Here is a 25504-nt window from a genome sequence, read left to right on the forward strand (position 1 = left end):
TGGATGCATTTAATTAAAAACTTATGGAGGGTTGACTGTTTAAAAAATAAACAGAGAGAGGCAGAAATGAGTAATGATAGCTGACAAGATGTGAATTATAATCATTAATGATTAAGTCACTAGTTATAATCTAATTGAAAATAGTTGTCACGCCCTTTAATTCTAAATAAAAAGGCCCGGAATATCCGGGCCAGTCATTTAACGCTTATCTGCCGCCAACAGCGGTGGAATATGCGGCACCTGCGGCGCCTCATCAATATCTTTCTGCGTCATGCGGAACGCTTCCGGATAATGTTCGCGGCTGGTACGACGCAGCGGTTCGGTATTACGCCAGGTATAGAGGCAGTGCTGGCACTGGTAAACGATCCACACCCCTTTTACCGGCGACGTCGCCATCACTTCAATCTGCTCATCAGCGCAACGTGGACAAATCATCTTCTTCTCCTTATTTACGGTTGGCCAACATGGCGGTCAGTTTTTCAGCCCAGGCTTTGGTTTCCGGTAAATCCTGAACCGGCTGGCTGTAGTGACCGCGAAGGTCAGGCGCAACCGGGGTGGTGGCGTCGATAATCAGTTTGTCGGTGATCCCCGCCGGACTGGAACCAGGGTCAAGCTCCAGCACCGACATGTTCGGCAACTGTACCAGGTCGCCCGCCGGGTTGACCTTCGAGGAGAGCGCCCACATCACCTGCGGCAGGTTGAACGGATCGACATCTTCATCGACCATGATCACCATTTTCACGTAACCGAGGCCGTGCGGGGTAGTCATTGCCCGTAATCCCACCGCGCGGGCAAAACCGCCGTAGCGTTTTTTGGTGGAGATAATCGCCAGCAGACCATGGGTGTACATGGCATTGACCGCCTGCACCTCCGGGAACTCCGCCTTCAGCTGCTGGTACAGCGGCACGCAGGTCGCCGGGCCCATCAGATAGTCGATTTCGGTCCACGGCATTCCGAGATACAACGATTCAAAAATCGGTTTTGTGCGATAAGAGACTTTATCGATACGCACCACCGTCATATTGCGGCCGCCTGAGTAGTGGCCGGTGAACTCGCCGAACGGCCCTTCGATTTCACGCTTGCGCCCTTCAATCACCCCTTCAAGGATCACCTCTGAGCCCCAGGGAACGTCAAAGCCGGTCAGCGGCGCGGTGGCGATGGGATACGGGCTTTCGCGCAGCGCGCCCGCCATCTCATATTCTGACTGGTCATATTTCAGCGGCGTCGCGCCCATCAGGGTAATAATCGGGTCGTTACCCAGGGTGATGGCAATGGGCAGATCCTCACCGCGCTCTTCCGCTTTATGCAGATGCAGCGCGATATCGTGCATCGGTACCGGCTGCAGGCCCAGCTTGCGCTTGCCTTTCACTTCCATCCGGTAAATACCGACGTTCTGTTTGCCAAAGTGGTCCGGGTCAAGCGGATCGCGCGAAACCACACAGGCTTTGTCGAGATAGAAACCACCGTCGCCATCGTTCAGGCGGAACAGCGGCAGAATATCGAACAGGTTGATATCGTCGCCATCAACGGTGTTTTCCGCCCACGCTGGATTAGCGCGACGCTCCGGCGTTACCGGGAATTTATCCCAGCGGCGAATAAATTCATCAATCTGCTTTTTCACCGGCGTGTTTGGCGGCAGCCCCAGCGAAATCGCGTGGTTTTGCCAGGAACCGATGGTGTTCATGGCGACACGGGCGTCGGTAAAGCCGCGAATGTTATCAAACCACAACGCTGGCGCGCCGTCACCGATGCGCCCTGTGGCGTTAGCGGCAGCGGCGAGATCCGGCTCGGCATTCACCTCTTCGCTAATTTTTAGCAGTTGCCCCTGCTCATCAAGCGCCTGCAAAAAGCTGCGTAAATCATCAAAAGCCATGATTAATTCTCCTGTGATAAATTCTCGACCGCGCGCAGGCCGTTCCAGCGGCGCGCTTTGTGATATTCGAGACCAAACTGATCCAGCACCCGGGTCACGATATGGTTGGTGATATCCTCTACCGTTTCCGGGTGGTTGTAATAGGCAGGCATGGGCGGCACCATCGCCACGCCCATGCGCGACAGCGCCAGCATGTTCTCCAGATGAATGGTGCTCAGCGGCATTTCACGCGGCACCAGAACCAGCTTGCGCCCCTCTTTCAGCACCACGTCCGCCGCGCGGCCGACTAACCCTTCCGCATAGCCAGCGCGAATACCCGCCAGCGTTTTCATGCTGCAGGGGATAACAATCATGCCGTCGGTACGAAACGATCCTGATGAGATGGTCGCGGCCTGATCCGCAGGGCTATGGCAGAAGTCCGCCAGCGCGGCGACATCACGAGCGCTATAGGGCGTTTCCAGCTCAATGGTGGTTTTTGCCCATTTCGACATGACCAGATGCGTTTCCACATCCGGCATTTCATTCAGCGCCTGTAACAGCGCGACGCCTAACGGCGCGCCGGTCGCCCCGGTCATCCCAATAATCAGTTTCATTCGCTACCTCATACATTGTTCGCATACGAACATTTGTATTAAAACTACGCTCATTCTTGCGAGATCTCAATATCGTTCGTACACGATCGCATCAATAATCAAAAAAATGAGATGTGAAAAGAAGCCGAAAATACGGCTATCATAAAGGTGATATTTTTGTGACGGAGTGTCCATGGAGTTACGTAACGAGGCGTTCCACCTTCTACGCCAGCTTTTTCAACAGCATACCGCGCGCTGGCAGCATGAATTACCGGAACTGACCAAGCCGCAATACGCGGTGATGCGCTCGGTCGCCGAACATCCTGGTATCGAGCAGGTGACGCTTATCGAAGCGGCCGTCAGCACGAAAGCGACGCTGGCGGAAATGCTAAGCCGGATGGAGAAACGCGGGCTGGTACGCCGCGAACACGATCCGAGCGATAAACGTCGCCGCTTTGTCTATCTGACGAATGAAGGGCAGGCGCTGCTGGCAAATTCCATGCCGCAGGGCAACCGGGTCGATGAAGAATTTTTGAGCCGCCTTAACGAAGAGGAGCGCGCGCAGTTTTCCCGGCTGGTGCTGAAAATGATGGAAAATAAAAACGCGGATTAAGCGGTTCGTTCGCGCAGAAAATCGATAAATGCCCGGACCTTGGTTGGCACATGCTGCGCGTCCGGGTAGACGGCGTATACCCCCTGCGATGGAAAAATATACTCTGGCACTACCCGCACCAGCTCCTGCCGCGCGATAGCTTCGGCCACCAGCCACTCCGGGAGTAGCGCCACTCCGCTTCCCGCCAGCGCGAAGCCCATTAACGCTTGTGCGCTATCGGCTGAGATCCGCGGTGGTTGCGTAATTTCAAAAGCGATCGATTGCCCTTCGGCGGTCAGGAGCTGCCAGCGTAGCGGCGTCGCCAGGCGCTCGTTAACAATCCACGCCGCCTGCGCCAGGTCGGCAAGCGTGCGCAGCGGATGTTTATCCAGCCAAATCGGCGAGGCCACGGGCACGATGGCGAAACGCGAAATCCGGGCCGCATGATAGCGTGAATCGGCCAGGGTCCCGAGGCGTATCGCGACATCAAAACGTTCAGAGATCAAATCCGCGTGATAAGACGATGAGACGTGACGCACCCGCAGCGCCGGATGTCGACAAGCAAATTCCGCCAGTGCCGGGATAATCACCTGGGCGCCATATTCCGGGGTGGTGGTGATCCGCAGTTCACCGCTTAACCCGGCGTGGCTGGCGCGCACCTCATCCTGTAAATTCTCCGCGGCTTTCAACAGCCCGACGCCGCGCTGGTAAAACACCGCCCCGGCTTCGGTGAGCGTTAACCGGCGCGTCGAACGCAGCAGCAACGTCACCCCCAGTTCACTCTCTAGCTGGCGAACGTTAAAACTGACCACCGCTTTGGTCTGCCCAAGCGCCGCCGCCGCGGCAGTAAAGCTTCCGGCATCAACAACGGCGACAAACATGGTAACGCGCTGCAGGTTTAGCATTTGAATAGGGCTTATTGTCAAAAATTTTTAGACAGTATATCCCTGAAAAGCGCATTTATCCGCCCCTGAGACGCGGTTTACAGTAATCCCCTGCATTGCCTGCAGCTTAATCCGGAGAAAACATGAACCCATGGATCCAAGAAGTTATCGACGCCCACGTGATCATTGAACAATGGCTGGGCCGGAAAGAAGGTAGCGCACAAGCGCTGATGAGCCGTTTTGCACAAGAGTTTACAATGGTTCCTATCAGCGGCGCTAAGATGGATTACCCGACGGTAAGCGGCTTTTTCCATAGCGCTGGCGGCAGCCGCCCTGGATTAAGTATCGTGGTTGATAATGCGCAGGTGTTGAGCGAATGGCATGACGGCGGCGCGGTGCTCTACCGCGAAAGCCAGACCCTGCCGGAACAAGGCGAAGTCGTGCGCTGGTCCACGGCGATATTTCAACGCATTGAGGGAAAAATCCTCTGGCGTCACCTGCAGGAAACCCGTATCGGTTAATGCAAAGGAAAAGGCCCAATCGCTGGATTGGGCCTTTTTGAGAGAAAACGATTTATTCGCGGAATAGCGCTTCGATGTTTAGCCCCTGTCCCTGCAGGATCTCCCGCAGGCGGCGCAGGCCTTCCACCTGAATCTGACGCACGCGTTCGCGGGTCAGGCCGATTTCACGACCCACATCTTCAAGCGTTGCGGCTTCATATCCCAGCAGCCCGAAACGACGAGCCAGTACTTCGCGCTGTTTGGCGTTCAGTTCGAACAGCCATTTGACGATGCTTTGTTTCATATCATCGTCCTGCGTGGTGTCTTCCGGGCCGTTGTCTTTTTCATCGGCCAGAATATCCAGCAGCGCTTTTTCTGAGTCACCGCCCAGCGGGGTATCCACTGAGGTAATGCGCTCGTTCAGACGCAGCATACGGCTAACGTCATCAACCGGTTTATCCAGCTGTTCGGCTATCTCTTCGGCGCTTGGCTCGTGGTCCAGCTTATGCGACAACTCGCGCGCGGTACGCAGATAAACGTTCAGCTCTTTCACAATATGGATGGGTAAACGAATGGTACGGGTTTGGTTCATAATCGCCCGTTCAATCGTTTGACGGATCCACCAGGTGGCGTAGGTTGAAAAACGGAACCCACGCTCCGGGTCAAACTTCTCAACTGCGCGGATCAGGCCGAGGTTACCTTCTTCAATCAGATCCAGCAGCGCCAGACCACGATTGCTGTAACGACGAGCAATCTTCACCACCAGACGCAGGTTACTTTCAATCATGCGACGGCGTGAAGCAACATCTCCACGTAGTGCGCGACGGGCGAAATAGACTTCTTCTTCGGCCGTCAGCAGCGGGGAATAACCAATCTCACCAAGATACAGCTGTGTCGCATCGAGAACGCGCTGGGTGGCGCCTTGCGACAGCAGCTCTTCCTCAGCCAGATCGCTATCACTGGGTTCCTCTTCTACTAAGGCTTTCTCGTCGAAAACCTCCATTCCGTTCTCATCAAATTCCGCGTCTTCATTTAAATCATGAACTTTCAGCGTATTCTGACTCATAAAGGTGGCTCCTACCCGTGATCCCTGAGCAAAGCACCTTCCGCGACCCATCACTAAACGACGCCGGAGTTATCCTCTTTATGCCTCCACTGAAGGAGGCATATCGCGACCGCCCTGGCGCCTTTCATGGTGTTACGCTTATCCGTACTTTGCCAAATTATCGCTGCGGTAAGTACTGCAGCGGGTTGACGGATTTCCCCTTGTAACGAATTTCAAAATGTAATCTTGTTGAGCTGGTTCCGGTGCTACCCATGGTAGCGATTTTCTGCCCCGCTTTGACTTCCTGTTGCTCCCGAACCAGCATGGTATCGTTATGAGCGTAGGCACTCAGGTAATCATCGTTGTGTTTGATGATAATAAGATTACCGTAACCGCGCAGTGCGTTACCGGCATAGACGACGCGCCCATCGGCGGTCGCGACAATAGCCTGTCCTTTACTGCCTGCAATGTCGATACCTTTATTGCCGCCTTCCGCGCCGCTAAAGTTCTCGATAACCTTGCCATCAGTCGGCCAGCGCCATGATGAGATCGGCGAACTGGTAGACGTACTGCTTGCAGTCGGTTGGGTTGTGCTAACGGTTGATGGCGCCGTAACCGGAGCGACCGCTGTCGTGGTCGTTGCTGGTTTATTATTCGGCAACATCTTAGTAGCACTCTGTTCACCTGAAGATTCAGAATACGTAATAGTCGGTTGTGACGCAACCACTGCGGTGGATTTTTGTGCAGAAGTTGTGGTGGCCGTCGCACCGCCGCTTGCTTGCGCGCTAGCCTGAGATACCGGGTTTTCGCCGGTGATCGGCTGGCCTGCGGAGTTGCCGACCTGCAGCACCTGGCCCACGTTCAGCGCGTACGGCGCCGGGACGTTGTTGCGTTCCGCAAGGTCGCGGAAATCGTTGCCGGTGACCCATGCGATATAGAACAGGGTATCGCCGCGCTTAACGGTATAGGTGCTGCCGCCGGTGTAGCTGCCTTTCGGAATATCGCCATATTTACGGTTGTAAACGATCTTACCGTTCACCGTCTGCACCGGTTGCTGAGCCATCGGCTGAACCTGGGTCGGCTGAGTCTGAATTGGCTGGGTCTGCATCGGCTGAATCGGCTGAGCCGGCGGAACTTGCTGCGCGCCGGAGGATGGCGGTGTAATCAGCATCCCGGAATTGGTGCTGGAGGACGCAGCGCCGCTTGCCGAATTCACCGGCGCAGGCGGATTATTGGTATTTGTACACCCGGCCAGCCAGAGTGAAACCAGTGACAACGCCGCAATACGGCTTACGGTAAATTTTGGGCTTCCCGCGCTCATTTATCCCCCAGGAATATGTTAACTGCCAATATCTTGCTTACCGGGCAGCGCCCGGCCAGGACACTGAAAAATGTGTCCACCCTACGCCTAAACTTAGGCAAAAAAAACCTGGAATAATCCGGGTTCAGGCCAGTTCCCCTCTGACGAGCGGAACAAAGCGAACGGCTTCGACGGTATCGATGAAAAATTCGCCGCCGCGGCGACGGATCCGCTTCAGGTACTGATGTTCTTCACCGACAGGCAAAACCAGCACGCCGCCTTCATCAAGCTGCGCCATCAGCGCGGCCGGAATTTCCGGCGGCGCGGCGGTGACGATAATCGCGTCAAAAGGCGCGCGAGCCTGCCAACCCTGCCATCCATCGCCATGACGGGTTGAAACATTATGTAAATCAAGTTGTTTAAGACGCCGGCGCGCCTGCCACTGCAGGCTCTTAATCCGCTCAACCGAGCAGACGTGGTGCACAAGGTGCGCCAGGATCGCCGTCTGATAGCCGGAGCCGGTGCCAATTTCCAGCACCCTTGAGTCCGGCGTCAGTTCCAGAAGCTCCGTCATCCGCGCCACCATATAAGGCTGCGAGATGGTTTGCCCCTGGCCAATCGGCAGCGCGGTGTTTTCCCACGCCTTATGTTCAAAGGCTTCATCAACGAATTTTTCGCGCGGAACCTGCGCGATTGCCTCGAGGACCCGCTCATCGACGATGCCCTGAGTGCGTAGCTGATTCAACAAACTTTCAACACGTTTACTTACCATTGCGTATCAACCCCGACGCGTTCTAACCAATCGGTTACCACCTCATGTGCCTGATGAGCGGTTAAATCGACATGCAATGGCGTTACGGAAACATAGCCTTCATCCACCGCCGCAAAATCGGTCCCCGGCCCGGCATCGCGCTTATCACCCGGCGGGCCGATCCAGTACAGCGTATTGCCGCGCGGATCTTTTTGCGGGATGACCTGGTCGGCCGGGTGCCGGTTGCCGCAGCGGGTGACGCGAATGCCTTTGATTTGCTCGAGGGGAAGATCCGGCACGTTGATGTTGAGGATCCGCCCGGTACGCAGCGGCTCGCGGCTTAACGCGCGCAGAATGGTGCACGTCACTGCCGCCGCGGTATCGTAATGTTGATAGCCGTCCAGCGAAACGGCAAGGGCGGGAAAACCAAGATGGCGGCCTTCCATCGCGGCCGCGACGGTACCGGAATAGATAACATCATCGCCAAGATTGGGGCCCGCGTTGATTCCAGAGACCACAATATCCGGGCGCGGGCGCATCAGCGCGTTAACGCCGAGATAAACGCAGTCGGTCGGCGTGCCCATCTGGACGGCGATATCGCCATTTTCAAAGGTGAACGTGCGTAGAGAAGATTCCAGCGTGAGCGAATTTGAGGCGCCGCTGCGATTACGATCGGGTGCAACAACCTGGACCTCGGCAAATTCGCGTAAGGCCTTCGCCAGGGTTTGGATCCCCGGCGCGTGGATACCGTCATCGTTACTCAGCAATATTCGCATAGTCACCCGTTGTATTGATAAGTTCCCTTACCACGCTGGTGGCAAAACTTCCCGCTGGCAGCCAGAAGCGCAGTTCAACAGTGACATCATCCCACCAGTTCCAGCACAATTGCTGCGGATACAGCAGCATCGCCCGGCGCGCGGCTTCAACTTTTTCGCGCGCCAGCAGCGCCTGTAGCGACGTTTCTTCGGCTATCGCGGCTTGCTCGGCGGCCAGCGCGTCGCGTTGGCTGCCCCAGTCGCCGCTGCCCGGCAGCGCAGCGGTAATCATCAGTTCGCGGTTATCGACCCGCGCCTGCAATTCCGCCAACTCTTCGGTGGTTGCCACAAACCAGCTTCCGCGCCCCGCTAATTGTAGCGCATCGCCATCAACAACCTGATTAAATTCCGTTTTTTTTAATCTAATTGCAACTTGCTGATTAAACAACGCGCTGCGAGCCGCCGACAACCAAAAACTGCGTTTATTGCGATCGCGCACCGGTTCGCCGTTCTCGGCCCAGCGCAAAGCGCCCTGCAGGTTACTGCCGCCGATACCAAAGCGTTGCGCGCCAAAATAGTTCGGCACGCCGCCGTCGGCAATCGCCTGCAAGCGCTTTTCTACATCGTCGCGATCGCTGATTTCCCGCAGGATCAGCGTGAACTGGTTGCCCTTCAGCGCGCCTAAACGCAGCTTACGCTTATGGCGTGCATACTCCAGCACCTGGCAGCCTTCGAGCTGAAACTTACTCAGATCCGGCATCTCTTTGCCCGGCACGCGGGCGCACAGCCACTGTTCGGTGACCGCATGCTTATCCTTTTGCCCGGCAAAGCTCACTTCGCGCGCATGGATTTTAAGGAATTTCGCCAGCGCATCGGCAACAAAACGGGTGTTGCAGCCATTTTTCAGAATCCGCACCAGCACATGTTCGCCTTCGCCATCAGGGGCGAAACCGAGGTCTTCGACCACCAGAAAGTCTTCCGGATTGGCCTTCAGCCGCCCCTGGCCCAGCGGCTTGCCGTGCAGGTATGTTAAGTCATCAAAGGCGATCATTGCGCAGCCTTACGCAGCAGCGCCACCGCTTCACAGGCGATGCCTTCGCCACGGCCGGTGAAGCCAAGCTTCTCGGTGGTGGTCGCTTTCACATTGACGTCGTCCATATGGCAGCCGAGATCTTCGGCGATAAACACGCGCATCTGCGGGATATGCGGCAGCATTTTTGGCGCCTGGGCGATGATGGTGACGTCAACGTTGCCAAGGGTATATCCCTTCGCCTGAATCCGCCGCCACGCTTCACGCAGCAGCTCCCGGCTATCCGCGCCTTTAAAGGCCGGATCGGTATCCGGGAACAGTTTACCGATGTCGCCGAGCGCCGCGGCGCCCAGCAGCGCGTCGGTCAGCGCATGTAGCGCGACGTCGCCATCGGAATGGGCGAGCAGCCCTTTCTCATAAGGAATACGTACCCCGCCAATAATAATTGGCCCTTCACCGCCAAAAGCGTGTACGTCAAAACCGTGTCCAATTCGCATTAAGCCTTCTCCTGGTGTCGGGAACGGGTAAGGTAAAATTCGGCCAGCGCCAGATCTTCCGGGCGCGTTACTTTAATATTATCAGCTCGTCCGGCGACCAATTCGGGATGGAAGCCGCAGTACTCCAGCGCCGACGCTTCATCGGTGATGGTCGCGCCTTCATCCAGCGCGCGCGTCAGGCAGTCAAATAGCAGTTCACGCGGGAAAAATTGCGGCGTCAGCGCATGCCATAAATCATTGCGTTCAACGGTATGGGCGATCGCGGTTTTGCCCGGTTCGGCACGCTTCATGGTATCGCGCACCGGCGCCGCCAGTATGCCGCCGACGCGGCTGGTTGCGCTCAGCGCCAGCAGCCGCGAGAGATCGTCCTGATGCAGGCACGGTCGCGCGGCATCATGAACCAGCACCCATTGCGCATCCGCTAACGCTTTTAGCCCCGCGAGTACCGAATCGGCGCGCTCGGCGCCGCCGTCAACGACGGTGACCTGCGGATGATGGGCTAAGGGAAGTTGACTAAAGCGGACGTCGCCGGGGCTGACGGCGATCACCACCCGCTGAACGCGTTCGTTCGCCAGCAGCGCGGCGACCGAATGTTCGAGAATCGTTTTGTTACCGATTGAGAGATATTGTTTCGGGCACTCCGTTTGCATACGGCGGCCAAAACCGGCTGCCGGCACCACGGCGCAAACGCCCGGAAAAGTGGCTGCCATATTGTCATCCTGGGCTTGTTTATCGATTATTCTGCGCAGAACCCTGATTGCGTTTTGAGGCATCCGGCACCAGACGATAGAATGTTTCGCCCGGGCGGGTCATGCTGAGTTCATTGCGTGCGCGTTCTTCGATCGCTTCCTGACCGCCGTTGAGATCGTCAATTTCGGCGAAAAGCTGATCGTTGCGCGCTTTTAATTTGGCGTTAGTGGCCTGCTGAGCGGAGACATCGTCATTAACCCGGCTATAGTCGTGCAAACCATTTTTGCCAAACCACAGCGAGTACTGTAGCCAGACCAGCAAAGCTAATAATAGCAGCGTTAATTTACCCATCCTGCCCCCTGAAAAACGGCATCATCATCCCATAACTCGCCGGAGTACTCTACCCTGGCGCGCGGACGATGCCGCGTAACGCGGGGACTGTACCACATTTTTGCGATGGATACCCAGGCTTGATTCATCCCAAAAAGGCTATCCCAACAGCCAGAGGAACAGCAGACCAAACATCAGCCCGACGGTTAAAATCGTCGCGCAAACGCTGTAAATCAGCTTGCCGTCCAGTAATGAATGTAGCGCAATACCGACCACCACGGCGACCGGCATAATGGCAAGGAAGAAAGGCCAGGTGTAGAGGAAGAAAAAGAGCGTATTACCGCCATACAAGAGGAAGGGAATACCCAGCGCCAGCAGCCACGAAATAAAGCCCACGGCGGCACCCGACAAAGACCAGGTGGTCTCGTCGCTGGCCGCCGGAGGCGGTTCTGAACGAATAATACTGAGGTTCTGGGTATTGCGCATATCGAATCCTGTTGACCGGCCGACCGGCACCCCTCGATGCCGTTGCCTTTTCAGGATCTGATAATATCGCTCTGTCGAAGCAGGTCTAATAGTTGGTGCACCAAATTTGTTACCAATTGTTCACCATCCAGATGAATTTCAGCATTCTCCGGGGATTCATAGACCGAATCAATACCGGTAAAATTGCGCAACTCCCCTGCCCGCGCCTTCTTGTACAATCCTTTTGGATCCCGCGTCTCACAGATGGCTAACGGGGTATCGACAAAGACCTCGATAAAGCGTCCCTCTCCCAAACGCTCACGCACCATCTGCCGTTCTGCACGATGCGGAGATATAAATGCCGTCAATACAACCAGCCCGGCATCGACCATCAGCTTAGCCACTTCACCGACGCGGCGAATGTTCTCTTTGCGATCGTCGTCACTGAATCCCAGATCGCTGCACAGCCCGTGACGCACATTATCGCCGTCAAGCAAATAGGTGCTTACGCCAAGCTCGTGCAGCGCCTCTTCCAGCGCCCCGGCGACGGTGGATTTACCCGACCCCGAGAGGCCGGTAAACCACAGCACCACGCCGCGATGGCCATGGTGCTGCTCGCGCTGCTCTCGGGTCACCGGATGCGCATGCCAGACGACGTTTTCGTCATGCCGGGCCATTACTTGCCTCCCAGCAGATCGCGCGCGTCCCAGTGCGGGAAGTGTTTCCGAATCAGCTGATTCAGTTCCAGTTCAAACGCGCTGTACTGCGACGTCGGGGCCTGCGCCTGCAGGTGCGGTTCGTTGACCATTCCCGCGCCAACCGTCACGTTGCTCAGGCGATCGATAAAGATAAGCCCGCCGGTCACCGGGTTGTTCTGATATGGATCAAGCACCAGCGGCTCGTCAAAGGTCAGCTCCACCAGCCCAATGCCGTTCAGCGGCAGGGTTTCGACTTCACGCTGGGTCAGATTATTGATGTCCACCTGATAGCGGATAGCGTCAACGCGGGCGCGGGTTTTCTTGCCAGCCACTTTAATGTCATAGCTCTGGCCCGGCGACAGCGCCTGTTCCGCCATCCACACGACGTCGATGCTGGCGCTTTGTACCGCAGGCAGCGAGGCTTCAGCGTCAACCAGCAAATCGCCGCGGCTGATGTCGATTTCATCTTTCAGAACGATAGTGATCGCTTCCCCCGCCCCGGCCTGAGGCAGGTCGCCGTCAAAGGTGACAATACGCGCCACGTTCGACTCGACGCCCGACGGCAACACCTTCAGGCGCTGGCCAACGGTGACCGTACCGGAAGCGACGGTGCCGGAGAAACCGCGGAAATCCAGGTTCGGACGGTTCACGTACTGCACCGGGAAGCGCAGCGGCTGGCTTTCAACCTCGCGCTGGATGTCAACGGTTTCCAGCACTTCCAGCAGCGTCGGGCCGCTGTACCACGGCATTTTATCGCTCTGGGTGGCGACGTTATCCCCTTCCAGCGCCGAGAGCGGCACGAAACGGATATCAAGCTTGCCCGGCAGCTGTTCGGCGAAGGTCAGATAATCTTCACGAATTTCATTGAAGCGCGCTTCGCTGAACTCGACGAGATCCATTTTGTTCACCGCGACCACCAGGTGCTTAATCCCCAATAGCGTAGAGATAAAGCTGTGGCGGCGAGTCTGGTCGAGCACGCCTTTGCGGGCGTCAATCAGCAGGATCGCCAGATCGCAGGTGGACGCGCCGGTCGCCATATTACGGGTGTACTGCTCATGGCCCGGCGTGTCGGCAATGATAAATTTGCGTTTCTCAGTCGAGAAGTAGCGATAGGCGACATCAATGGTGATGCCCTGCTCGCGCTCGGCCTGCAGGCCATCCACCAGCAGCGCCAGATCCAGTTTCTCGCCCTGAGTACCGTGACGCTTGCTGTCATTGTGCAGGGAAGAGAGCTGATCTTCATAAATCTGGCGCGTATCGTGCAGCAGGCGGCCAATCAAGGTACTTTTGCCGTCATCGACGCTGCCGCAGGTCAGAAAACGCAGCAGGCTTTTGTGCTGTTGCGCGTGCAGATAAGCTTCTACGCCGCCTTCTTTAGCAATTTGTTGTGCAATCGTAGTGTTCATGGCGGCTCCTTAGAAATACCCCTGACGTTTTTTCAGCTCCATGGAGCCTGCCTGGTCGCGGTCAATGACGCGCCCCTGACGTTCGCTGGTGGTGGATACCAGCATCTCTTCAATAATTTCCGGCAGCGTTTGCGCGTTGGACTCTACCGCGCCGGTCAGTGGCCAGCAGCCGAGGGTACGGAAGCGCACCATCTGCTTTTTGATCATCTCGCCCGGCTGCAGATCGATACGGTCGTCATCGATCATCATCAGCATGCCGTCGCGCTCCAGTACCGGGCGTTCTGCCGCCAGGTACAGCGGGACGATTTCAATATTTTCCAGGTAGATGTACTGCCAGATATCCAGCTCGGTCCAGTTAGAGAGCGGGAAGACGCGAATGCTTTCGCCTTTGTTAATCTGGCCGTTGTAGTTATGCCACAGCTCCGGACGCTGATTTTTCGGATCCCAGCGGTGGAAGCGGTCGCGGAAGGAGTAAATGCGCTCTTTAGCGCGGGATTTCTCTTCATCACGACGCGCGCCGCCGAATGCGGCATCAAAGCCATATTTGTTCAGCGCCTGCTTCAGGCCTTCGGTTTTCATGATATCGGTGTGCTTGGCGCTGCCGTGAACGAACGGGTTGATGCCCATCGCCACCCCTTCCGGGTTTTTATGCACCAGCAGTTCGCAGCCATAGGCTTTGGCGGTACGGTCACGGAATTCATACATCTCACGGAATTTCCAGCCGGTATCGACGTGCAGCAGCGGGAACGGCAGGGTCCCCGGATAAAACGCTTTGCGCGCCAGATGCAGCATTACGCTGGAATCTTTACCGATGGAGTACATCATCACCGGGTTAGAGAATTCGGCGGCCACCTCACGAATGATATGGATGCTTTCCGCCTCCAGTTGCCGCAGGTGAGTGAGTCGTTTTTGGTCCATAACCGTTCCTTAAGCCAGATTTACCACAGAAGAGTTAAACCCTTCCGCTGTCGTTGTGTGTTGAAACCAGGCGAGCTGCTGATGCAGCTGTACCACTTCGCCCACCACCAGTAGCGCGGGCATTGGGGCATCTTTCGCCAGATGTTCGAGCTGTTGTAACGTGCCTGTCAGCGTCTGCTGATCCTCGCGAGTGCCGCGGGAAATCACCGCCACCGGAGTATTCGCGTCGCGGCCATGGGCGATCAGCTGAGCGCTGATGTCCGCCGCTTTCATGGTGCCCATGTAAATCGCCAGCGTTTGTTGGCTCTTCGCCAGCAGCGCCCAATCAAACGGCGCGCTGTCAGATTTATAGTGACCGGTGACGAAAACTGCACTTTGCGCATAATCGCGATGGGTCAGCGGAATGCCAGCATAGGCCGTCGCGCCCGCCGCGGCGGTAACGCCTGGCACCACCTGGAACGGGATCCCGGCGGCGGCGGCCGCCTGCAGTTCTTCCCCGCCGCGTCCGAAAATAAACGGATCGCCGCCCTTCAGGCGCACCACCGTTTTCCCCGCTTTGGCAGCCTCCACCAGCATTTGATTCGTTTCGTGCTGCGGTACGGAGTGCTCGCCCGCGCGCTTGCCAACGCAGATCATTTCGGCATCGCGGCGCACCAGTTCCCGCACGCTCTCGGTCACCAGATGGTCATAAAACACCACGTCCGCCTGTTGAATCGCCTGCAGGCCGCGTAGTGTCAGCAAGCCGGCATCCCCCGGCCCGGCGCCTACCAGAATAATTTCGCCCACGCTGCGTTCCGGCCTGTCGAGTTCATCCTGCAGCGCCCGTTCCGCCGCCGCGTGGTTACCGGCCACCATCAGGCTGGCAAAACGCCCGGTGAAAACGCGCTCCCAGAAGCGACGACGCGCTTCGGTGGTGGTCAGCCGGGTTTTCAGATGATGGCGCCAGTAGCTCGCCGTTTCAGCCAGTCGCCCCAGATTGGTGGGCAGTAGCGCTTCGATTTTTTCACGCAGAATGCGCGACAGCACCGGCGCCTTGCCGCTGGAGGAGATCGCCACCAGCAGCGGCGACCTGTCGACAATAGAAGGAAAGACGAATGAGCACAGTTGCTGGTCATCCACCACGTTTACCAGGCGGTAACGCGCGTTAGCCGCGGCAAACACCCGCTGGTTAAGTTCACGATCGTCGGTGGCGGCAATCACCAGAAATACATCGTCCACCTGCTGCTCATCAAAGGCGGTTGCCCGCCAGCTGATTTGCTGACGTTCAACCTGTTCAGCGAGCTCCGGCGACAGGACGGCGGCGACCACCTGTACCTTCGCCTGCGCCCGCAGCAAGAATTTAATCTTACGGACGGCAACTTCACCGCCGCCGATAACCAGCACGGGTCTCTCTTTCAACTCGGCAAACAGGGGCAAGTAATCCACGGCGCAACAACTCTCTTACATTCAGCAATAGAGGGACTATAGGGGGCGGCCTTGAGCAAATGAAATTACGAAATGGAATGAGTTGTGACGCAAAAGAATAACGAGCTGGAAATCTAAATATCAAAAAGTGCTTAACACGCTCATTTTCCGCTATTTAAGAGCAAATGAAATTGTTTAAGCGCCGTCACAGTTTCATACTAACGCGGTCGAAATGTTTCGCTTGTGTAAGGACCCATTATGTTTTCCGCGATGTGCCGCCGTCTGCTGCCGCTGGCGCTTGGCACAGGTTTTGTCTTCTCCGCCGCTCCGGCATTCAGCGCCCTGGGCGACACCGCCAATACCCAGGCCCGCCATATTGCTACCGTCTTCCCCGGAAGAATGACCGGTACGCCGGCCGAGATGCTATCAGCCGATTATCTTCGTCAACAGTTTGCCCAGATGGGTTATCAGAGCGACGTACGTAGCTTTAATACCCGCTACATCTATACCGACAGCAATCAACGTAAGAACTGGCACAACGCCACCGGCAGCACGGTTATCGCCGCGCATGAAGGCCAGTCTCGCCAGCAAATCATTATTATGGCGCACCTCGATACCTACGCGCCGCAGAGCGATAAAGACGTTGAGAACAACCTTGGTGGCCTGACGCTGCAGGGTATTGACGATAACGCAATGGGGCTCGGCGTGCTGCTGGAGCTGGCGGAACATTTAAAGAACGTCCCCACCCGTTACGGCATTCGCTTTATCGCCACCAGCGGCGAGGAAGAAGGCCGACTGGGCGCGCAAAACATACTTAAGCGCATGAGCGAGGCGGAAAAGAAAAATACGCTGCTGGTGATTAATCTCGATAACCTGGTGGTCGGCGATAAGCTCTATTTCAATAGCGGGCGCAGCACGCCGGCATCGGTACGCAAGCTGACCCGCGATCGCGCGCTGGCTATCGCCCGTAGTCACGGTATCGCCGCGTTCACCAATCCAGGGCTGAATCCGGAGTTCCCGAAAGGCACCGGTTGCTGTAACGATGCCAGCGTTTTTGATAACGCCGGGATCCCGGTACTCTCCGTGGAAGCGACTAACTGGTCATTGGGTAAAAAGGATGGCTATCAGCAGCGCAGTAAAACCCGTAGCTTCCCGCAGGGTACCAGCTGGCATGATGTACAACTGGATAACCAACAGTATATCGACAAAGCGCTGCCGGGAAGGATCGAGCACCGCGGGCGCGATGTTGTCAAAGTGATGCTGCCGCTGGTGAAAGAGCTGGCGAAAGTTGAGAAGAAAAACTGATTTGCGCAAAGCGAACCCGCGGTATAGCCCGCGTGTCCGCTTTGGAATAACACTCTCCGGCATAGCGCATCGCTTAGCCTTCGTGCAATCCGCACTCCCGCTTGAGGCCAAAGAATCGGGTTTCTTCTTCCGCCATACCGGGTTCCCATTTACGGGTAGTGTGAGTGTCACCAACGGACAAATACCCCTGCTCCCAGAGCGGGTGGTATTTCAGGCCGTGCTTTTGCAGATACTGATAAACCGTCCGGTTATCCCAGTCGATAATCGGCAGCAGCTTAAAGACGCCGCGCTGGATAGCCAGCACCGGTAAATGCGCCCGGCTGCCGGACTGCTCGCGGCGCAGGCCAGCAAACCAGGTGCGGGTGTTGAGCTCCTTCAGCGCCCGATTCATCGGCTCAACTTTGTTGATTTCATTGTACTTCTCAATGCCTTCAACGCCCTGCTCCCACAGTTTGCCGTAACGCGCTTCCTGCCAGGCGGCGCTTTCCGTCGCCCGGTAGACTTTAAGGTTCAGGTTGAGCTTCTCGGTCAATTCATCAATAAACTGATAGGTTTCCGGGAACAGATAGCCGGTATCGGTCAGGATCACCGGAATGTCCGGGCGCAGCTGGTTCACCAGATGCAGGCTGACTGCCGCCTGAATACCAAAGCTTGAAGAGAGCGCATAGTCGCCGGGCAGGTTTTCCAGCGCCCACGCCACGCGTTCTTCGGCGCTGAGTTTTTCCAGCTGAGTGTTAACTTCCGCCAGCGCCATGACGCGTTCTACTTTAGGCAGATCGTTCAGCGCGTTTAGATCGAGTTTGGACATAGATTCCTCACTGTGTGCCTTGCCTGATGGCGCTTCGCTTATCAGGCCTACGCGAACGGTAGGCTTGATAAAGCATTCATGCCGCTATCCGGCAATTCAGGTTATTCCCAGAAATCACGCGCCGGGTCGAGCACCGGGCGAATGATGCCCGCACGCACCGTAAAGTCGCCGAAGCCTTCACCCGCTTCGCGCTCTTTCGCCCAGCGCCCTACCAGCTCGTCGAGCGAAGCAAGGATCTCCGGCTCGGTGATATTTTCACGATACATTCGTGGAATGCGCGTCCCGCTGCGGTTGCCGCCGATATGCAGGTTATAGCGGCCAGGGGCTTTACCCACCAGGCCAACTTCCGCCAGCATCGCGCGGCCGCAGCCGTTCGGGCAACCCGTGACGCGGGTTACGATATGCTCATCGCCAACGCCGTGCTTGCTCATCACCTCTTCGACCTTGTCGATAAACGACGGCAGGAAACGCTCGGCTTCGGCCATCGCTAACGGACAAGTCGGGAACGACACGCAGGCCATTGAGTTCTCACGCTGCGCCGTGACGGCATTCATCAGGCCATGATCGCGGGCCAGTTTCTCGATCCGCGCTTTCTGATCTTCCGGTACGCTGGCGATGATCAGGTTCTGGTTGGCGGTGATACGGAATTCACCTTTGTGAATCTTCGCGATCTCCAGCAGGCCAGTTTTTAGCGGGCGGCCCGGATAATCCAGAATACGGCCGTTCTCAATAAACAGCGTCAGGTGCCAGTTATTATCGATACCCTTAACCCAGCCGATGCGGTCGCCGCGGCCGGTAAATTCGTACGGACGAATCGGTTCGAATTTGATCCCGGCACGACGCTCAACTTCCGCCTTGAAGGTCTCCACACCGACGCGCTCAAGGGTATATTTGGTTTTCGCGTTTTTACGATCGGTACGATTACCCCAGTCGCGCTGGGTGGTCACGACCGCTTCCGCCACTGCCAGGGTATGCTCCAGCGGCAGATAGCCAAACTCGCTGGCGGTACGCGCATAGGTTTTCTTATTACCGTGCTCGATAGACAACCCGCCGCCCACCAGCAGGTTAAAGCCGACAAGCTTGCCGTTTTCCGCAATCGCCACGAAGTTCATATCATTGGCATGCAGATCGATATCGTTCTGCGGCGGGATCACCACCGTCGTTTTGAATTTACGCGGCAGATAGGTCTGGCCGAGGATCGGTTCCTCGTCGGTGGTGGCGACCTTTTCCTGATCTAACCAGATCTCAGCATAGGCGCGGGTACGCGGCAGCAGATGTTCAGAGATCTTCTTCGCCCACTCGTAGGCTTCGGCGTGCAGCTGCGACTCAAACGGGTTCGAGGTGCACAGCACATTGCGGTTCATGTCGTTGGCGGTCGCCAGCGCATCCAGGCCAACGGAGTGCAGCATCTGATGCACCGGCTTCACGTTCTTCTTCAGAATACCGTGGAACTGGAAAGTCTGACGGTTAGTCAGACGAATACTACCGTAGATGGTGTTATCCGCGGCGAATTTATCGATCGCCTGCCACTGTTTGGTGGTGATAACGCCGCCCGGCAGACGGCAGCGCAGCAGCATCGCGTGGCGCGGCTCCAGTTTCTGCGCCGCGCGTTCCGCGCGAATATCGCGGTCGTCCTGCTGGTACATACCGTGGAAGCGGATGAGCAGGAAGTTGTCACCTTTAAAACCGCCGGTCAGGCCGTCATTTAAATCTTCCGCGATGGTGCCGCGCAGGTAGTTGCTCTCGATCTTCATACGCTCGGCGTCGGAGAGTTTACCTTCGACCACCAGCGGGCCAGGATGTTTTTCGCTCATTAGTAGACATCTCGCTGATAACGGCGCTCAACGCGCAGCTCACTTAAAAATTCGTCCGCCGCTTCGGCGTCCATCGCGCCGTATTCGGCAATCACTTCCAGTAACGCCTGCTCGACGTCTTTCGCCATACGATTGGCATCGCCGCAGACATAAATATGGGCGCCGTCGTTAATCCAACGCCACACTTCAGCCCCCTGCTCGCGCAGTTTGTCCTGTACATAGATTTTTTGTTGTTGATCGCGGGACCAGGCCAGGTCGATTCGGCTCAGCACGCCCTCTTTGACGTAGCTCTGCCATTCCACCTGATAGAGGAAATCTTCCGTGAAATGCGGATTGCCGAAGAACAACCAGTTCTTCCCTTCCGCCCCTTCCGCCGCGCGCTGCTGCATAAAGGCGCGGAACGGCGCAATCCCGGTTCCAGGGCCAATCATGATAACCGGGGTTTGCGGGTTAGCAGGCAGACGGAAGTTGTCATTGTGTTCGATAAAGATGCGCACTTCGCCATCTTCTTCCACGCGGTCGGCGAGGAAGCTGGACGCGCCACCGGCGCGAGCGCGGCCTTCGATGTCATAACGCACGACGCCAACGGTAACGTGGACTTCGTTTTCCGCTTCCGCCTGCGAGGACGCAATAGAGTAGAGGCGCGGCGTTAGCGGGCGCAGCAGGCCGATTAAGGCTTCGGCATTCAACTGTGCCGGCGAGAAGCGCACCATATCGACGATAGGTGTTGTCGCAGCGTAGTGCTGCAACTGCGCTTTATCGCCGACCAGCGGCAGCAGCGTTTCACTGCGGGTCAGGGTGGCATAGTTCTCAACAATATTGGCGGTATTGACCGTCAGCTCAAAATGCCACTCCAGCGCTTGCGCCAGCGGCAGCGTTTTGCCTTCTACCGTGACCGGTTCATCACCCTTAAGCCACAGCAGCTCCACCAGCTCTTTGACCAGCGCCGGATCGTTCTGATACCACACGCCTAGCGCATCTCCCGGCTGATAACGCAGGCCGGAATCACCCAGATCGATCTCGATATGACGGACATCTTTTTCCGAGTCGCGACCGGTTATTTTCTGATTCACAGCAAGCGTCGCCGTCAGCGGCGCTTCTTTGGTATACGGACTGGTATGAATTTCATTCACTGCGCCGCTGGTAGCAAGCTGGGCAGGCGCTGCCGTCGGCGCACGCGCTTTCAGCACATCCACTACGCGAGCGCGCCATTCCGCCGCCGCGGCTTGATATTCAACGTCGGCGTCAACGCGATCGAGCAGACGTTCGCCGCCCAGTTCGGCCAGTTTGCTATCGAAATCTTTGCCGGACTGGCAGAAAAACTCATAGGAGGTATCGCCGAGACCAAACACCGCGAAGGCGGTGCCATCGAGCTTCGGCGCTTTCTTTGAAAACAATAACTTATGCAATGCGACGGCTTCTTCCGGCGGCTCACCTTCACCCTGAGTCGACGTCACCACTACCAGCAGTTTTTCACCGGCGATTTGTTTGAATTTATAGTCGCCAGCGTTCACCAGTTTCACGTTCAGCTGCGCGGCCTGTAAATCGTCGCGCAGCGCTTCGGCAACCCGACGCGCGTTGCCGGTCTGCGAAGCGGAAATCAGGGTGATGGCCGGCGCTTCTACCGCCTGAACGGGCGCGCTTACCACGGCGCCGGGCTGCTGATTCAGCATGCCCCAGAAGTAGCCGGACACCCAAGCCAGTTGGGTTGGCGTAAAGTCAGTCGTGGCCGCCTGTAGGCGCGCCAGTTGCTCCGGGTTTAGCGGCAGCAGATTGGAAGGTGGGGCCTGTGTCGTCATGCGTCGTTATGTTCCAGTAAGCAAAGCTGTTATTCACGCCCTGTCAGCGCGACAAAAACAGAAGAGATTGTAAGGTTAACGGCGGGCATACTAACAATTAAAGAAGGGATGGAAATAACAAATAACCAAATGGACTAACCTGTTTTAGTTATAGTTATTAACAACAAAAACGATTAGTTAACCTGTTGAAAAATAATAAATTAAATCATCAAAACACCACAAAAATGGCGATTTTGCGTTCAGGGCCGTTTTAGTTAATGCTAAAAAATGTACTTTCCGGTACCCTACGGCGGTTTTTTTCGTCCTGTTGAGAGTTAATGATGTCCACCACGCTGTTTAAAGATTTCACCTTCGAAGCCGCCCACCACCTGCCGCACGTACCGAAAGGCCACAAATGCGGTCGCCTGCATGGTCACTCTTTTATGGTGCGTCTGGAGATTACCGGTGAAGTCGATCCCCATACCGGGTGGATCATGGATTTCGCCGAGCTGAAAGCCGCGTTTAAACCGACCTACGATCGTTTAGACCACTATTACCTGAACGATATCCCAGGACTGGAGAACCCAACCAGCGAAGTGCTGGCCAAATGGATTTGGGATCAAATGAAACCGCAGGTTCCTCTGCTGAGCGCGGTAATGGTAAAAGAGACCTGCACCGCAGGCTGCGTCTATCGCGGCGAGTAATGCCCTGTCTATCCGCCATCCGGCTGCTGCCATGGCGGTTTTCTGTTTCATCCCACGCCGTTGGAATCAACGCACCAGATAGCCGCCATCCACCGCCAGAATATGACCGTTAACGTAATCCGAGGCCCGGCTGGCGAGGAACACAACGGCGCCCATTAAATCCTGCGCTTCTCCCCAACGGCCTGCGGGTATATGCGCAAGTACGCGTCGGTTCTCTTTTGGGATACTGCGGGTGATAGCGGTCATGGCAGTTTCGTAATAGCCAGGCGCGATGCCGTTAACCTGAATATTATGCGGGCCCAGCTCATCGCAGTAGGCTTTGGTTAAGCCAGCCAGCGCATGCTTGGTGGCGGCATAGGCCGGCGACCAGCTGCCGCCGAGATAAGAAAACACCGAACAGATATTAATAATCTTACCGCTTCGCCGCGGAACCATAATTTTCGCGGCTTCGTGGCTGAGCTCGAACGCTGCGGTCAGGTTAGTCTCGATCATCGGATCCCAGTCTGTTCGCCCAAAGCGCAGCACCTTATTCAACTGACAAATACCGGCATTGTTCACCAGAATATCAACGGTACCGAAACGTTCGCAGCAGGCGGCGATAATCCGCTGCGGCATACCGCCATCGGTGATATCCGCCAGCATGAATTCCAGCTCAACGCCCTGCTGTTCGATAAGTTTGCGGGTTTGCGTGTGTTCTTCGCGCAGAGCGGGAACAAACAGATTCGCGCCGGCGGTCGCCAGAGCAACGGCAAAAGCCTGCCCCAGGCCGCTATTACCACCGGTAACGATAGCGGTTTTCCCCTTGAGCGAGAAGAAGTCCATAGAGAAGGCAGTGGATGGATCAATTGGCTGCATGGTTAACTCGTTCCTTAAGTCAACGTATCAGCCGCCCGCTTCAGGCGGCTGAATTAATGCGCCAATGATAGCACTGCTGTCATGAAGGCGTATCTCAACCCCGGCGCTGAAATCGAGTGCAAAGATGAATTCATATATGAAGAAGAGAGCTGCCGGGCGGTTAGCAACCAACCCGGCAATGAAAGCGGGTATCAGGCGATGTTCAGGTATTTATGCGTCTGCATGGATAAGCGCCAGTTTCGGGCGATACAGGTCTCGATGCACAGACGCGTCGCATCTTCTTTTTGACTAATCGGCTGCAAGGCAATAATACGCGGCTTTTCATCGGCCAGCGTTTCCAGCAGTTCATCCAGCGCTTCGATATCGCGCACGCGGCCAACCGGATGCTTGATTTCATCGGCGCGCTGCAGCGCCTGCGAAAGCACATCATAGCCGCCGCGCATGTTCACTTTCGGCGAGACCGTGACCCAGGTGTTGTGGCTGCAGCGCACTTCATGCGTGCCGCTGGTTTCAATCTGGCAGCTGAAACCATGTTGCTCAAGCAGATCGGTCAACGGCGTGAGATCGTGAATACAGGGCTCGCCGCCGGTAATCACGACGTGACGGGCGGTCCATCCCTGACGGCCAATGATCGCCAGCAGATCGTCGCTGGTCGCCGGGCCCCACTTATCGCTCTCTTTGGTTTTAGCGAGGATACTAAATAGAGACACTTCCCGATCGGCCAGCTTATCCCAGGTATGTTTGGTATCGCACCAGGCGCAACCAACCGGGCATCCCTGCAAACGAATAAAAATGGCAGGCACGCCGGTAAAGTAACCCTCGCCTTGCAAGGTCTGGAACATCTCGTTAATCGGGTACTGCATAGTCATCTCTGTTCAGGTGGTAAAAAGGTATTATCGCAGATTCAGGCGCTCAGGTCTTGTCCTCAGCTGCGATTACCAGATCCCATCGTCAGCTTTTCGTAAGCTATCTTTTTATATTAGCTAGCAAACTATAAAATAAGCACAAAATGTATTTACGATATTTTGAGTATTATTTTAGCATGCGCCGCACTTGGTCATTGAATTGGATTATTTATTACTTTCTTCAGATGTATCTGCGCGCGGATAAAGATGTAACAAAGAATGTCTTTGATGATCGTAATGACATTATCCATCGCTGTCCAAAGCAACAAAAAGAAATTATTAATCAACGATGTACAAACCGATACATGAAACAATGAATCTTTTATCTTCGCCCAGGGTCAAATTCAATTCACTTGATTTCCATAGCTTAAAATAAGCTTAAGAAAGCGCTTGTTGCCGCCTGTTTTTATTTAATCTCCGTTTAATTTTCCGCGCCTAGAATCCAGTCGACCAACCATGAGAGACTGCATTCATGAATACATTATTAATTACAGGCGTTACCGGATTTCTGGGCGGAGCGGTATTAGAGAATATCCTTAATAATGAAAATGGGATTAATCTACTGCTCCTGGTGCGAGCCAATAACGATGAAGCGGCTCTGGCCCGGGTGAAGGAAAACCTGCGTAAATTCAATATTGCAGAGGAGAAGCTGGCCGCATTAACCCCCAGGCAGATCCTGCTCGGCGATTTGTCATCACCGGAGGCGTTCCTGAGCGACCCGCGTCTGGAGCAGGTCACTCACGTTATCAACAGCGCCGCCGTCGCCTCATTTGGTAATAACCCGCTCATCTGGAAAGTGAACGTCGAAGGAACGTTCAAATTTGCCCAACGGATGTCCCGCGTAGCTGGACTACAACGTTTTCTCCACGTCGGGACCGCGATGTCCTGTACCCCGGAGCCAGATTCACTGGTCGCAGAAAGCGCTGAATTCCGCGAGCACGCCGAGCATCTGGTGGAGTATACCCATTCCAAATCGACGATTGAGCGCCTGATGCAGGAGCAATGTCCGACGTTACCGTTAGCCATCGCCCGCCCTTCTATCGTCGTTGGCCATACTCATCACGGTTGCCAGCCCTCAAGCAGCATTTTTTGGGTGTTCAGCATGGGGCTGATGCTGCAAAAATTCCTCTGCTCCCTGGAAGACCGTGTTGACGTGATCCCGGTCGACTACTGCGCCGACGCGCTGCTGATGTTATTACAACGCCCATTGGCGCGTGGTGAAGTCGTGCATATCTCCGCCGGAGAAGAAAACAGCGTGAAATTTGCGGAAATCGATCGCGCGATGGCCTCAGCGCTGGAGCAGGCTCCGGTAGGCGACCGATACGCGCAGGTCAGCTACGAGACGCTGGTTAAAATGCGCCGCGAGTTGAAGGATATTTTTGGCCCGTGCAACGAGCGCCTGATGCTCAAAGCGATGCGCCTGTATGGCGCCTTCGCGACGCTGAACGTCCGCTTCAGCAATGATAAGCTGCTCAGCATGGGCATGCCCAAACCGCCGCGCTTCACCGATTATATCGACCGCTGCGTACAAACCACCCGCGGGCTCTCTATCCCGCAGCAGATGGCCGTCGATTTTAAGTAAACACAATGCGCAGGTAAAAAAATGCCAGTCCGCAGACTGGCAT

The 25504-nt window shown here is 56.0% G+C and carries 27 protein-coding genes; 5 read left to right on the forward strand and 22 right to left on the reverse strand.

Features of this window, described 5'->3' with window-relative positions; translation table 11 throughout:
- Positions 1 to 198 precede the first annotated feature (198 nt).
- Genes EAE_RS01890 through EAE_RS01900 form a run of 3 tightly spaced genes read right to left on the reverse strand, consistent with a single transcriptional unit; the run spans position 199 to position 2466 of the window.
- Entirely contained in the window at positions 199 to 435 is a 237-nt protein-coding gene (locus EAE_RS01890) for a non-oxidative hydroxyarylic acid decarboxylases subunit D (RefSeq protein ID WP_015369996.1), read from the reverse strand.
- Between the two features lie 10 nt (positions 436 to 445).
- Entirely contained in the window at positions 446 to 1873 is a 1428-nt protein-coding gene (locus tag EAE_RS01895; protein WP_015369995.1) for a non-oxidative hydroxyarylic acid decarboxylases subunit C, read from the reverse strand.
- Between the two features lie 2 nt (positions 1874 to 1875).
- The gene (locus tag EAE_RS01900) at positions 1876 to 2466 is read right to left on the reverse strand and encodes a non-oxidative hydroxyarylic acid decarboxylases subunit B (protein WP_015703288.1); all 591 of its coding nucleotides are present in this window, start codon (positions 2464 to 2466) and stop codon (positions 1876 to 1878) included.
- Between the two features lie 172 nt (positions 2467 to 2638).
- Between EAE_RS01900 and EAE_RS01905 the strand changes: the two genes are divergently transcribed.
- Positions 2639 to 3058, forward strand: a complete 420-nt coding sequence (locus EAE_RS01905) for a MarR family winged helix-turn-helix transcriptional regulator (protein ID WP_015703289.1) — start codon at positions 2639 to 2641, stop codon at positions 3056 to 3058.
- On the opposite strand, the gene EAE_RS01910 is transcribed toward EAE_RS01905, so the two are convergent.
- Entirely contained in the window at positions 3055 to 3942 is an 888-nt protein-coding gene (locus EAE_RS01910; RefSeq protein WP_015703290.1) for a LysR family transcriptional regulator, read from the reverse strand. The two genes, EAE_RS01905 and EAE_RS01910, sit on opposite strands and share 4 nt — an antisense overlap.
- Before the next feature lie 122 nt (positions 3943 to 4064).
- Between EAE_RS01910 and EAE_RS01915 the strand changes: the two genes are divergently transcribed.
- Positions 4065 to 4442, forward strand: coding sequence for a DUF4440 domain-containing protein (locus tag EAE_RS01915; RefSeq protein ID WP_015703291.1), 378 nt, complete (start codon positions 4065 to 4067; stop codon positions 4440 to 4442).
- Between the two features lie 52 nt (positions 4443 to 4494).
- Here the strand turns inward: EAE_RS01915 and rpoS are convergent, their stop codons facing one another.
- The 13 genes from rpoS to cysG form a co-directional block, all read right to left on the reverse strand.
- Positions 4495 to 5487 (reverse strand): RNA polymerase sigma factor RpoS, encoded by a 993-nt coding sequence (rpoS, locus tag EAE_RS01920; RefSeq protein WP_015703292.1) that lies wholly within the window; start codon positions 5485 to 5487, stop codon positions 4495 to 4497.
- A gap of 157 nt (positions 5488 to 5644) precedes the next feature.
- Positions 5645 to 6787, reverse strand: a complete 1143-nt coding sequence (gene nlpD / locus EAE_RS01925) for a murein hydrolase activator NlpD (RefSeq protein WP_015703293.1) — start codon at positions 6785 to 6787, stop codon at positions 5645 to 5647.
- 124 nt (positions 6788 to 6911) lie between these two features.
- Entirely contained in the window at positions 6912 to 7538 is a 627-nt protein-coding gene (locus tag EAE_RS01930) for a protein-L-isoaspartate(D-aspartate) O-methyltransferase (protein ID WP_015369988.1), read from the reverse strand.
- A complete protein-coding gene (surE, locus tag EAE_RS01935; RefSeq protein WP_015703294.1) occupies positions 7532 to 8293 on the reverse strand; it encodes a 5'/3'-nucleotidase SurE in 762 nt (253 codons plus the stop codon). The genes EAE_RS01930 and surE overlap by 7 nt, the downstream gene beginning before the upstream one ends.
- On the reverse strand, positions 8274 to 9323 hold the full coding sequence (gene truD / locus EAE_RS01940) for a tRNA pseudouridine(13) synthase TruD (RefSeq protein ID WP_015703295.1): 1050 nt from the start codon (positions 9321 to 9323) through the stop codon (positions 8274 to 8276). Before truD ends, surE begins: the two co-directional genes overlap by 20 nt.
- Positions 9320 to 9799: a 2-C-methyl-D-erythritol 2,4-cyclodiphosphate synthase gene (gene ispF, locus EAE_RS01945; RefSeq protein WP_015703296.1), complete on the reverse strand. Its 480-nt coding sequence runs from the start codon at positions 9797 to 9799 to the stop codon at positions 9320 to 9322. Before ispF ends, truD begins: the two co-directional genes overlap by 4 nt.
- Positions 9799 to 10509 (reverse strand): 2-C-methyl-D-erythritol 4-phosphate cytidylyltransferase, encoded by a 711-nt coding sequence (gene ispD / locus EAE_RS01950; RefSeq protein ID WP_015703297.1) that lies wholly within the window; start codon positions 10507 to 10509, stop codon positions 9799 to 9801. The genes ispF and ispD overlap by 1 nt, the downstream gene beginning before the upstream one ends.
- Before the next feature lie 19 nt (positions 10510 to 10528).
- On the reverse strand, positions 10529 to 10840 hold the full coding sequence (ftsB, locus tag EAE_RS01955) for a cell division protein FtsB (RefSeq protein ID WP_015369983.1): 312 nt from the start codon (positions 10838 to 10840) through the stop codon (positions 10529 to 10531).
- Positions 10841 to 10978: 138 nt separating this feature from the next.
- Entirely contained in the window at positions 10979 to 11305 is a 327-nt protein-coding gene (locus tag EAE_RS01960) for a DUF3561 family protein (RefSeq protein ID WP_015369982.1), read from the reverse strand.
- Between the two features lie 50 nt (positions 11306 to 11355).
- The gene (cysC, locus tag EAE_RS01965) at positions 11356 to 11961 is read right to left on the reverse strand and encodes an adenylyl-sulfate kinase (protein ID WP_015369981.1); all 606 of its coding nucleotides are present in this window, start codon (positions 11959 to 11961) and stop codon (positions 11356 to 11358) included.
- A complete protein-coding gene (cysN, locus tag EAE_RS01970) occupies positions 11961 to 13388 on the reverse strand; it encodes a sulfate adenylyltransferase subunit CysN (protein WP_015703298.1) in 1428 nt (475 codons plus the stop codon). The genes cysC and cysN overlap by 1 nt, the downstream gene beginning before the upstream one ends.
- A gap of 9 nt (positions 13389 to 13397) precedes the next feature.
- Positions 13398 to 14306, reverse strand: a complete 909-nt coding sequence (gene cysD / locus EAE_RS01975) for a sulfate adenylyltransferase subunit CysD (RefSeq protein WP_015369979.1) — start codon at positions 14304 to 14306, stop codon at positions 13398 to 13400.
- 9 nt (positions 14307 to 14315) lie between these two features.
- A complete protein-coding gene (gene cysG, locus EAE_RS01980) occupies positions 14316 to 15722 on the reverse strand; it encodes a siroheme synthase CysG (protein WP_162870458.1) in 1407 nt (468 codons plus the stop codon).
- Positions 15723 to 15968: 246 nt separating this feature from the next.
- On the opposite strand from cysG, the gene EAE_RS01985 reads away from it, so the two are divergent.
- On the forward strand, positions 15969 to 17015 hold the full coding sequence (locus EAE_RS01985) for an aminopeptidase (RefSeq protein ID WP_015703300.1): 1047 nt from the start codon (positions 15969 to 15971) through the stop codon (positions 17013 to 17015).
- 73 nt (positions 17016 to 17088) lie between these two features.
- Here EAE_RS01985 and cysH read toward each other — a convergent pair whose 3' ends face one another.
- The 3 genes from cysH to cysJ all read right to left on the reverse strand — a co-directional run bounded on the left by cysH (position 17089) and on the right by cysJ (position 21436).
- A complete protein-coding gene (cysH, locus tag EAE_RS01990) occupies positions 17089 to 17823 on the reverse strand; it encodes a phosphoadenosine phosphosulfate reductase (protein ID WP_015369976.1) in 735 nt (244 codons plus the stop codon).
- A gap of 101 nt (positions 17824 to 17924) precedes the next feature.
- Entirely contained in the window at positions 17925 to 19637 is a 1713-nt protein-coding gene (cysI, locus tag EAE_RS01995) for an assimilatory sulfite reductase (NADPH) hemoprotein subunit (protein ID WP_015369975.1), read from the reverse strand.
- Positions 19637 to 21436: an NADPH-dependent assimilatory sulfite reductase flavoprotein subunit gene (gene cysJ, locus EAE_RS02000; protein ID WP_015703301.1), complete on the reverse strand. Its 1800-nt coding sequence runs from the start codon at positions 21434 to 21436 to the stop codon at positions 19637 to 19639. Before cysJ ends, cysI begins: the two co-directional genes overlap by 1 nt.
- A gap of 317 nt (positions 21437 to 21753) precedes the next feature.
- On the opposite strand from cysJ, the gene queD reads away from it, so the two are divergent.
- Positions 21754 to 22119, forward strand: coding sequence for a 6-carboxytetrahydropterin synthase QueD (gene queD / locus EAE_RS02005; protein ID WP_162866946.1), 366 nt, complete (start codon positions 21754 to 21756; stop codon positions 22117 to 22119).
- A gap of 66 nt (positions 22120 to 22185) precedes the next feature.
- Here the strand turns inward: queD and EAE_RS02010 are convergent, their stop codons facing one another.
- Together EAE_RS02010 and queE are read right to left on the reverse strand one after the other, a co-directional pair.
- Positions 22186 to 22974: an SDR family oxidoreductase gene (locus EAE_RS02010; protein ID WP_015703303.1), complete on the reverse strand. Its 789-nt coding sequence runs from the start codon at positions 22972 to 22974 to the stop codon at positions 22186 to 22188.
- A gap of 191 nt (positions 22975 to 23165) precedes the next feature.
- Entirely contained in the window at positions 23166 to 23837 is a 672-nt protein-coding gene (queE, locus tag EAE_RS02015; protein WP_015369971.1) for a 7-carboxy-7-deazaguanine synthase QueE, read from the reverse strand.
- 514 nt (positions 23838 to 24351) lie between these two features.
- Here queE and EAE_RS02020 point away from each other — a divergent pair.
- The gene (locus tag EAE_RS02020; RefSeq protein ID WP_015703304.1) at positions 24352 to 25461 is read left to right on the forward strand and encodes an SDR family oxidoreductase; all 1110 of its coding nucleotides are present in this window, start codon (positions 24352 to 24354) and stop codon (positions 25459 to 25461) included.
- Positions 25462 to 25504: the final 43 nt, after the last annotated feature.

The organism is Klebsiella aerogenes KCTC 2190, from assembly GCF_000215745.1.
Classification (GTDB): domain Bacteria; phylum Pseudomonadota; class Gammaproteobacteria; order Enterobacterales; family Enterobacteriaceae; genus Klebsiella; species Klebsiella aerogenes.

Bases quoted from the DNA above. Each gene is read 5' to 3' on its own strand.
- EAE_RS01890 (WP_015369996.1), bottom strand. From the start codon at position 435: ATGATTTGTCCACGTTGCGCTGATGAGCAGATTGAAGTGATGGCGACG.
- EAE_RS01895 (WP_015369995.1), bottom strand. From the start codon at position 1,873: ATGGCTTTTGATGATTTACGCAGCTTTTTGCAGGCGCTTGATGAGCAG.
- EAE_RS01900 (WP_015703288.1), bottom strand. From the start codon at position 2,466: ATGAAACTGATTATTGGGATGACCGGGGCGACCGGCGCGCCGTTAGGC.
- EAE_RS01905 (WP_015703289.1), top strand. From the start codon at position 2,639: ATGGAGTTACGTAACGAGGCGTTCCACCTTCTACGCCAGCTTTTTCAA.
- EAE_RS01910 (WP_015703290.1), bottom strand. From the start codon at position 3,942: ATGCTAAACCTGCAGCGCGTTACCATGTTTGTCGCCGTTGTTGATGCC.
- EAE_RS01915 (WP_015703291.1), top strand. From the start codon at position 4,065: ATGAACCCATGGATCCAAGAAGTTATCGACGCCCACGTGATCATTGAA.
- rpoS (WP_015703292.1), bottom strand. From the start codon at position 5,487: ATGAGTCAGAATACGCTGAAAGTTCATGATTTAAATGAAGACGCGGAA.
- nlpD (WP_015703293.1), bottom strand. From the start codon at position 6,787: ATGAGCGCGGGAAGCCCAAAATTTACCGTAAGCCGTATTGCGGCGTTG.
- EAE_RS01930 (WP_015369988.1), bottom strand. From the start codon at position 7,538: ATGGTAAGTAAACGTGTTGAAAGTTTGTTGAATCAGCTACGCACTCAG.
- surE (WP_015703294.1), bottom strand. From the start codon at position 8,293: ATGCGAATATTGCTGAGTAACGATGACGGTATCCACGCGCCGGGGATC.
- truD (WP_015703295.1), bottom strand. From the start codon at position 9,323: ATGATCGCCTTTGATGACTTAACATACCTGCACGGCAAGCCGCTGGGC.
- ispF (WP_015703296.1), bottom strand. From the start codon at position 9,799: ATGCGAATTGGACACGGTTTTGACGTACACGCTTTTGGCGGTGAAGGG.
- ispD (WP_015703297.1), bottom strand. From the start codon at position 10,509: ATGGCAGCCACTTTTCCGGGCGTTTGCGCCGTGGTGCCGGCAGCCGGT.
- ftsB (WP_015369983.1), bottom strand. From the start codon at position 10,840: ATGGGTAAATTAACGCTGCTATTATTAGCTTTGCTGGTCTGGCTACAG.
- EAE_RS01960 (WP_015369982.1), bottom strand. From the start codon at position 11,305: ATGCGCAATACCCAGAACCTCAGTATTATTCGTTCAGAACCGCCTCCG.
- cysC (WP_015369981.1), bottom strand. From the start codon at position 11,961: ATGGCCCGGCATGACGAAAACGTCGTCTGGCATGCGCATCCGGTGACC.
- cysN (WP_015703298.1), bottom strand. From the start codon at position 13,388: ATGAACACTACGATTGCACAACAAATTGCTAAAGAAGGCGGCGTAGAA.
- cysD (WP_015369979.1), bottom strand. From the start codon at position 14,306: ATGGACCAAAAACGACTCACTCACCTGCGGCAACTGGAGGCGGAAAGC.
- EAE_RS01985 (WP_015703300.1), top strand. From the start codon at position 15,969: ATGTTTTCCGCGATGTGCCGCCGTCTGCTGCCGCTGGCGCTTGGCACA.
- cysH (WP_015369976.1), bottom strand. From the start codon at position 17,823: ATGTCCAAACTCGATCTAAACGCGCTGAACGATCTGCCTAAAGTAGAA.
- cysI (WP_015369975.1), bottom strand. From the start codon at position 19,637: ATGAGCGAAAAACATCCTGGCCCGCTGGTGGTCGAAGGTAAACTCTCC.
- cysJ (WP_015703301.1), bottom strand. From the start codon at position 21,436: ATGACGACACAGGCCCCACCTTCCAATCTGCTGCCGCTAAACCCGGAG.
- queD (WP_162866946.1), top strand. From the start codon at position 21,754: ATGATGTCCACCACGCTGTTTAAAGATTTCACCTTCGAAGCCGCCCAC.
- EAE_RS02010 (WP_015703303.1), bottom strand. From the start codon at position 22,974: ATGCAGCCAATTGATCCATCCACTGCCTTCTCTATGGACTTCTTCTCG.
- queE (WP_015369971.1), bottom strand. From the start codon at position 23,837: ATGCAGTACCCGATTAACGAGATGTTCCAGACCTTGCAAGGCGAGGGT.
- EAE_RS02020 (WP_015703304.1), top strand. From the start codon at position 24,352: ATGAATACATTATTAATTACAGGCGTTACCGGATTTCTGGGCGGAGCG.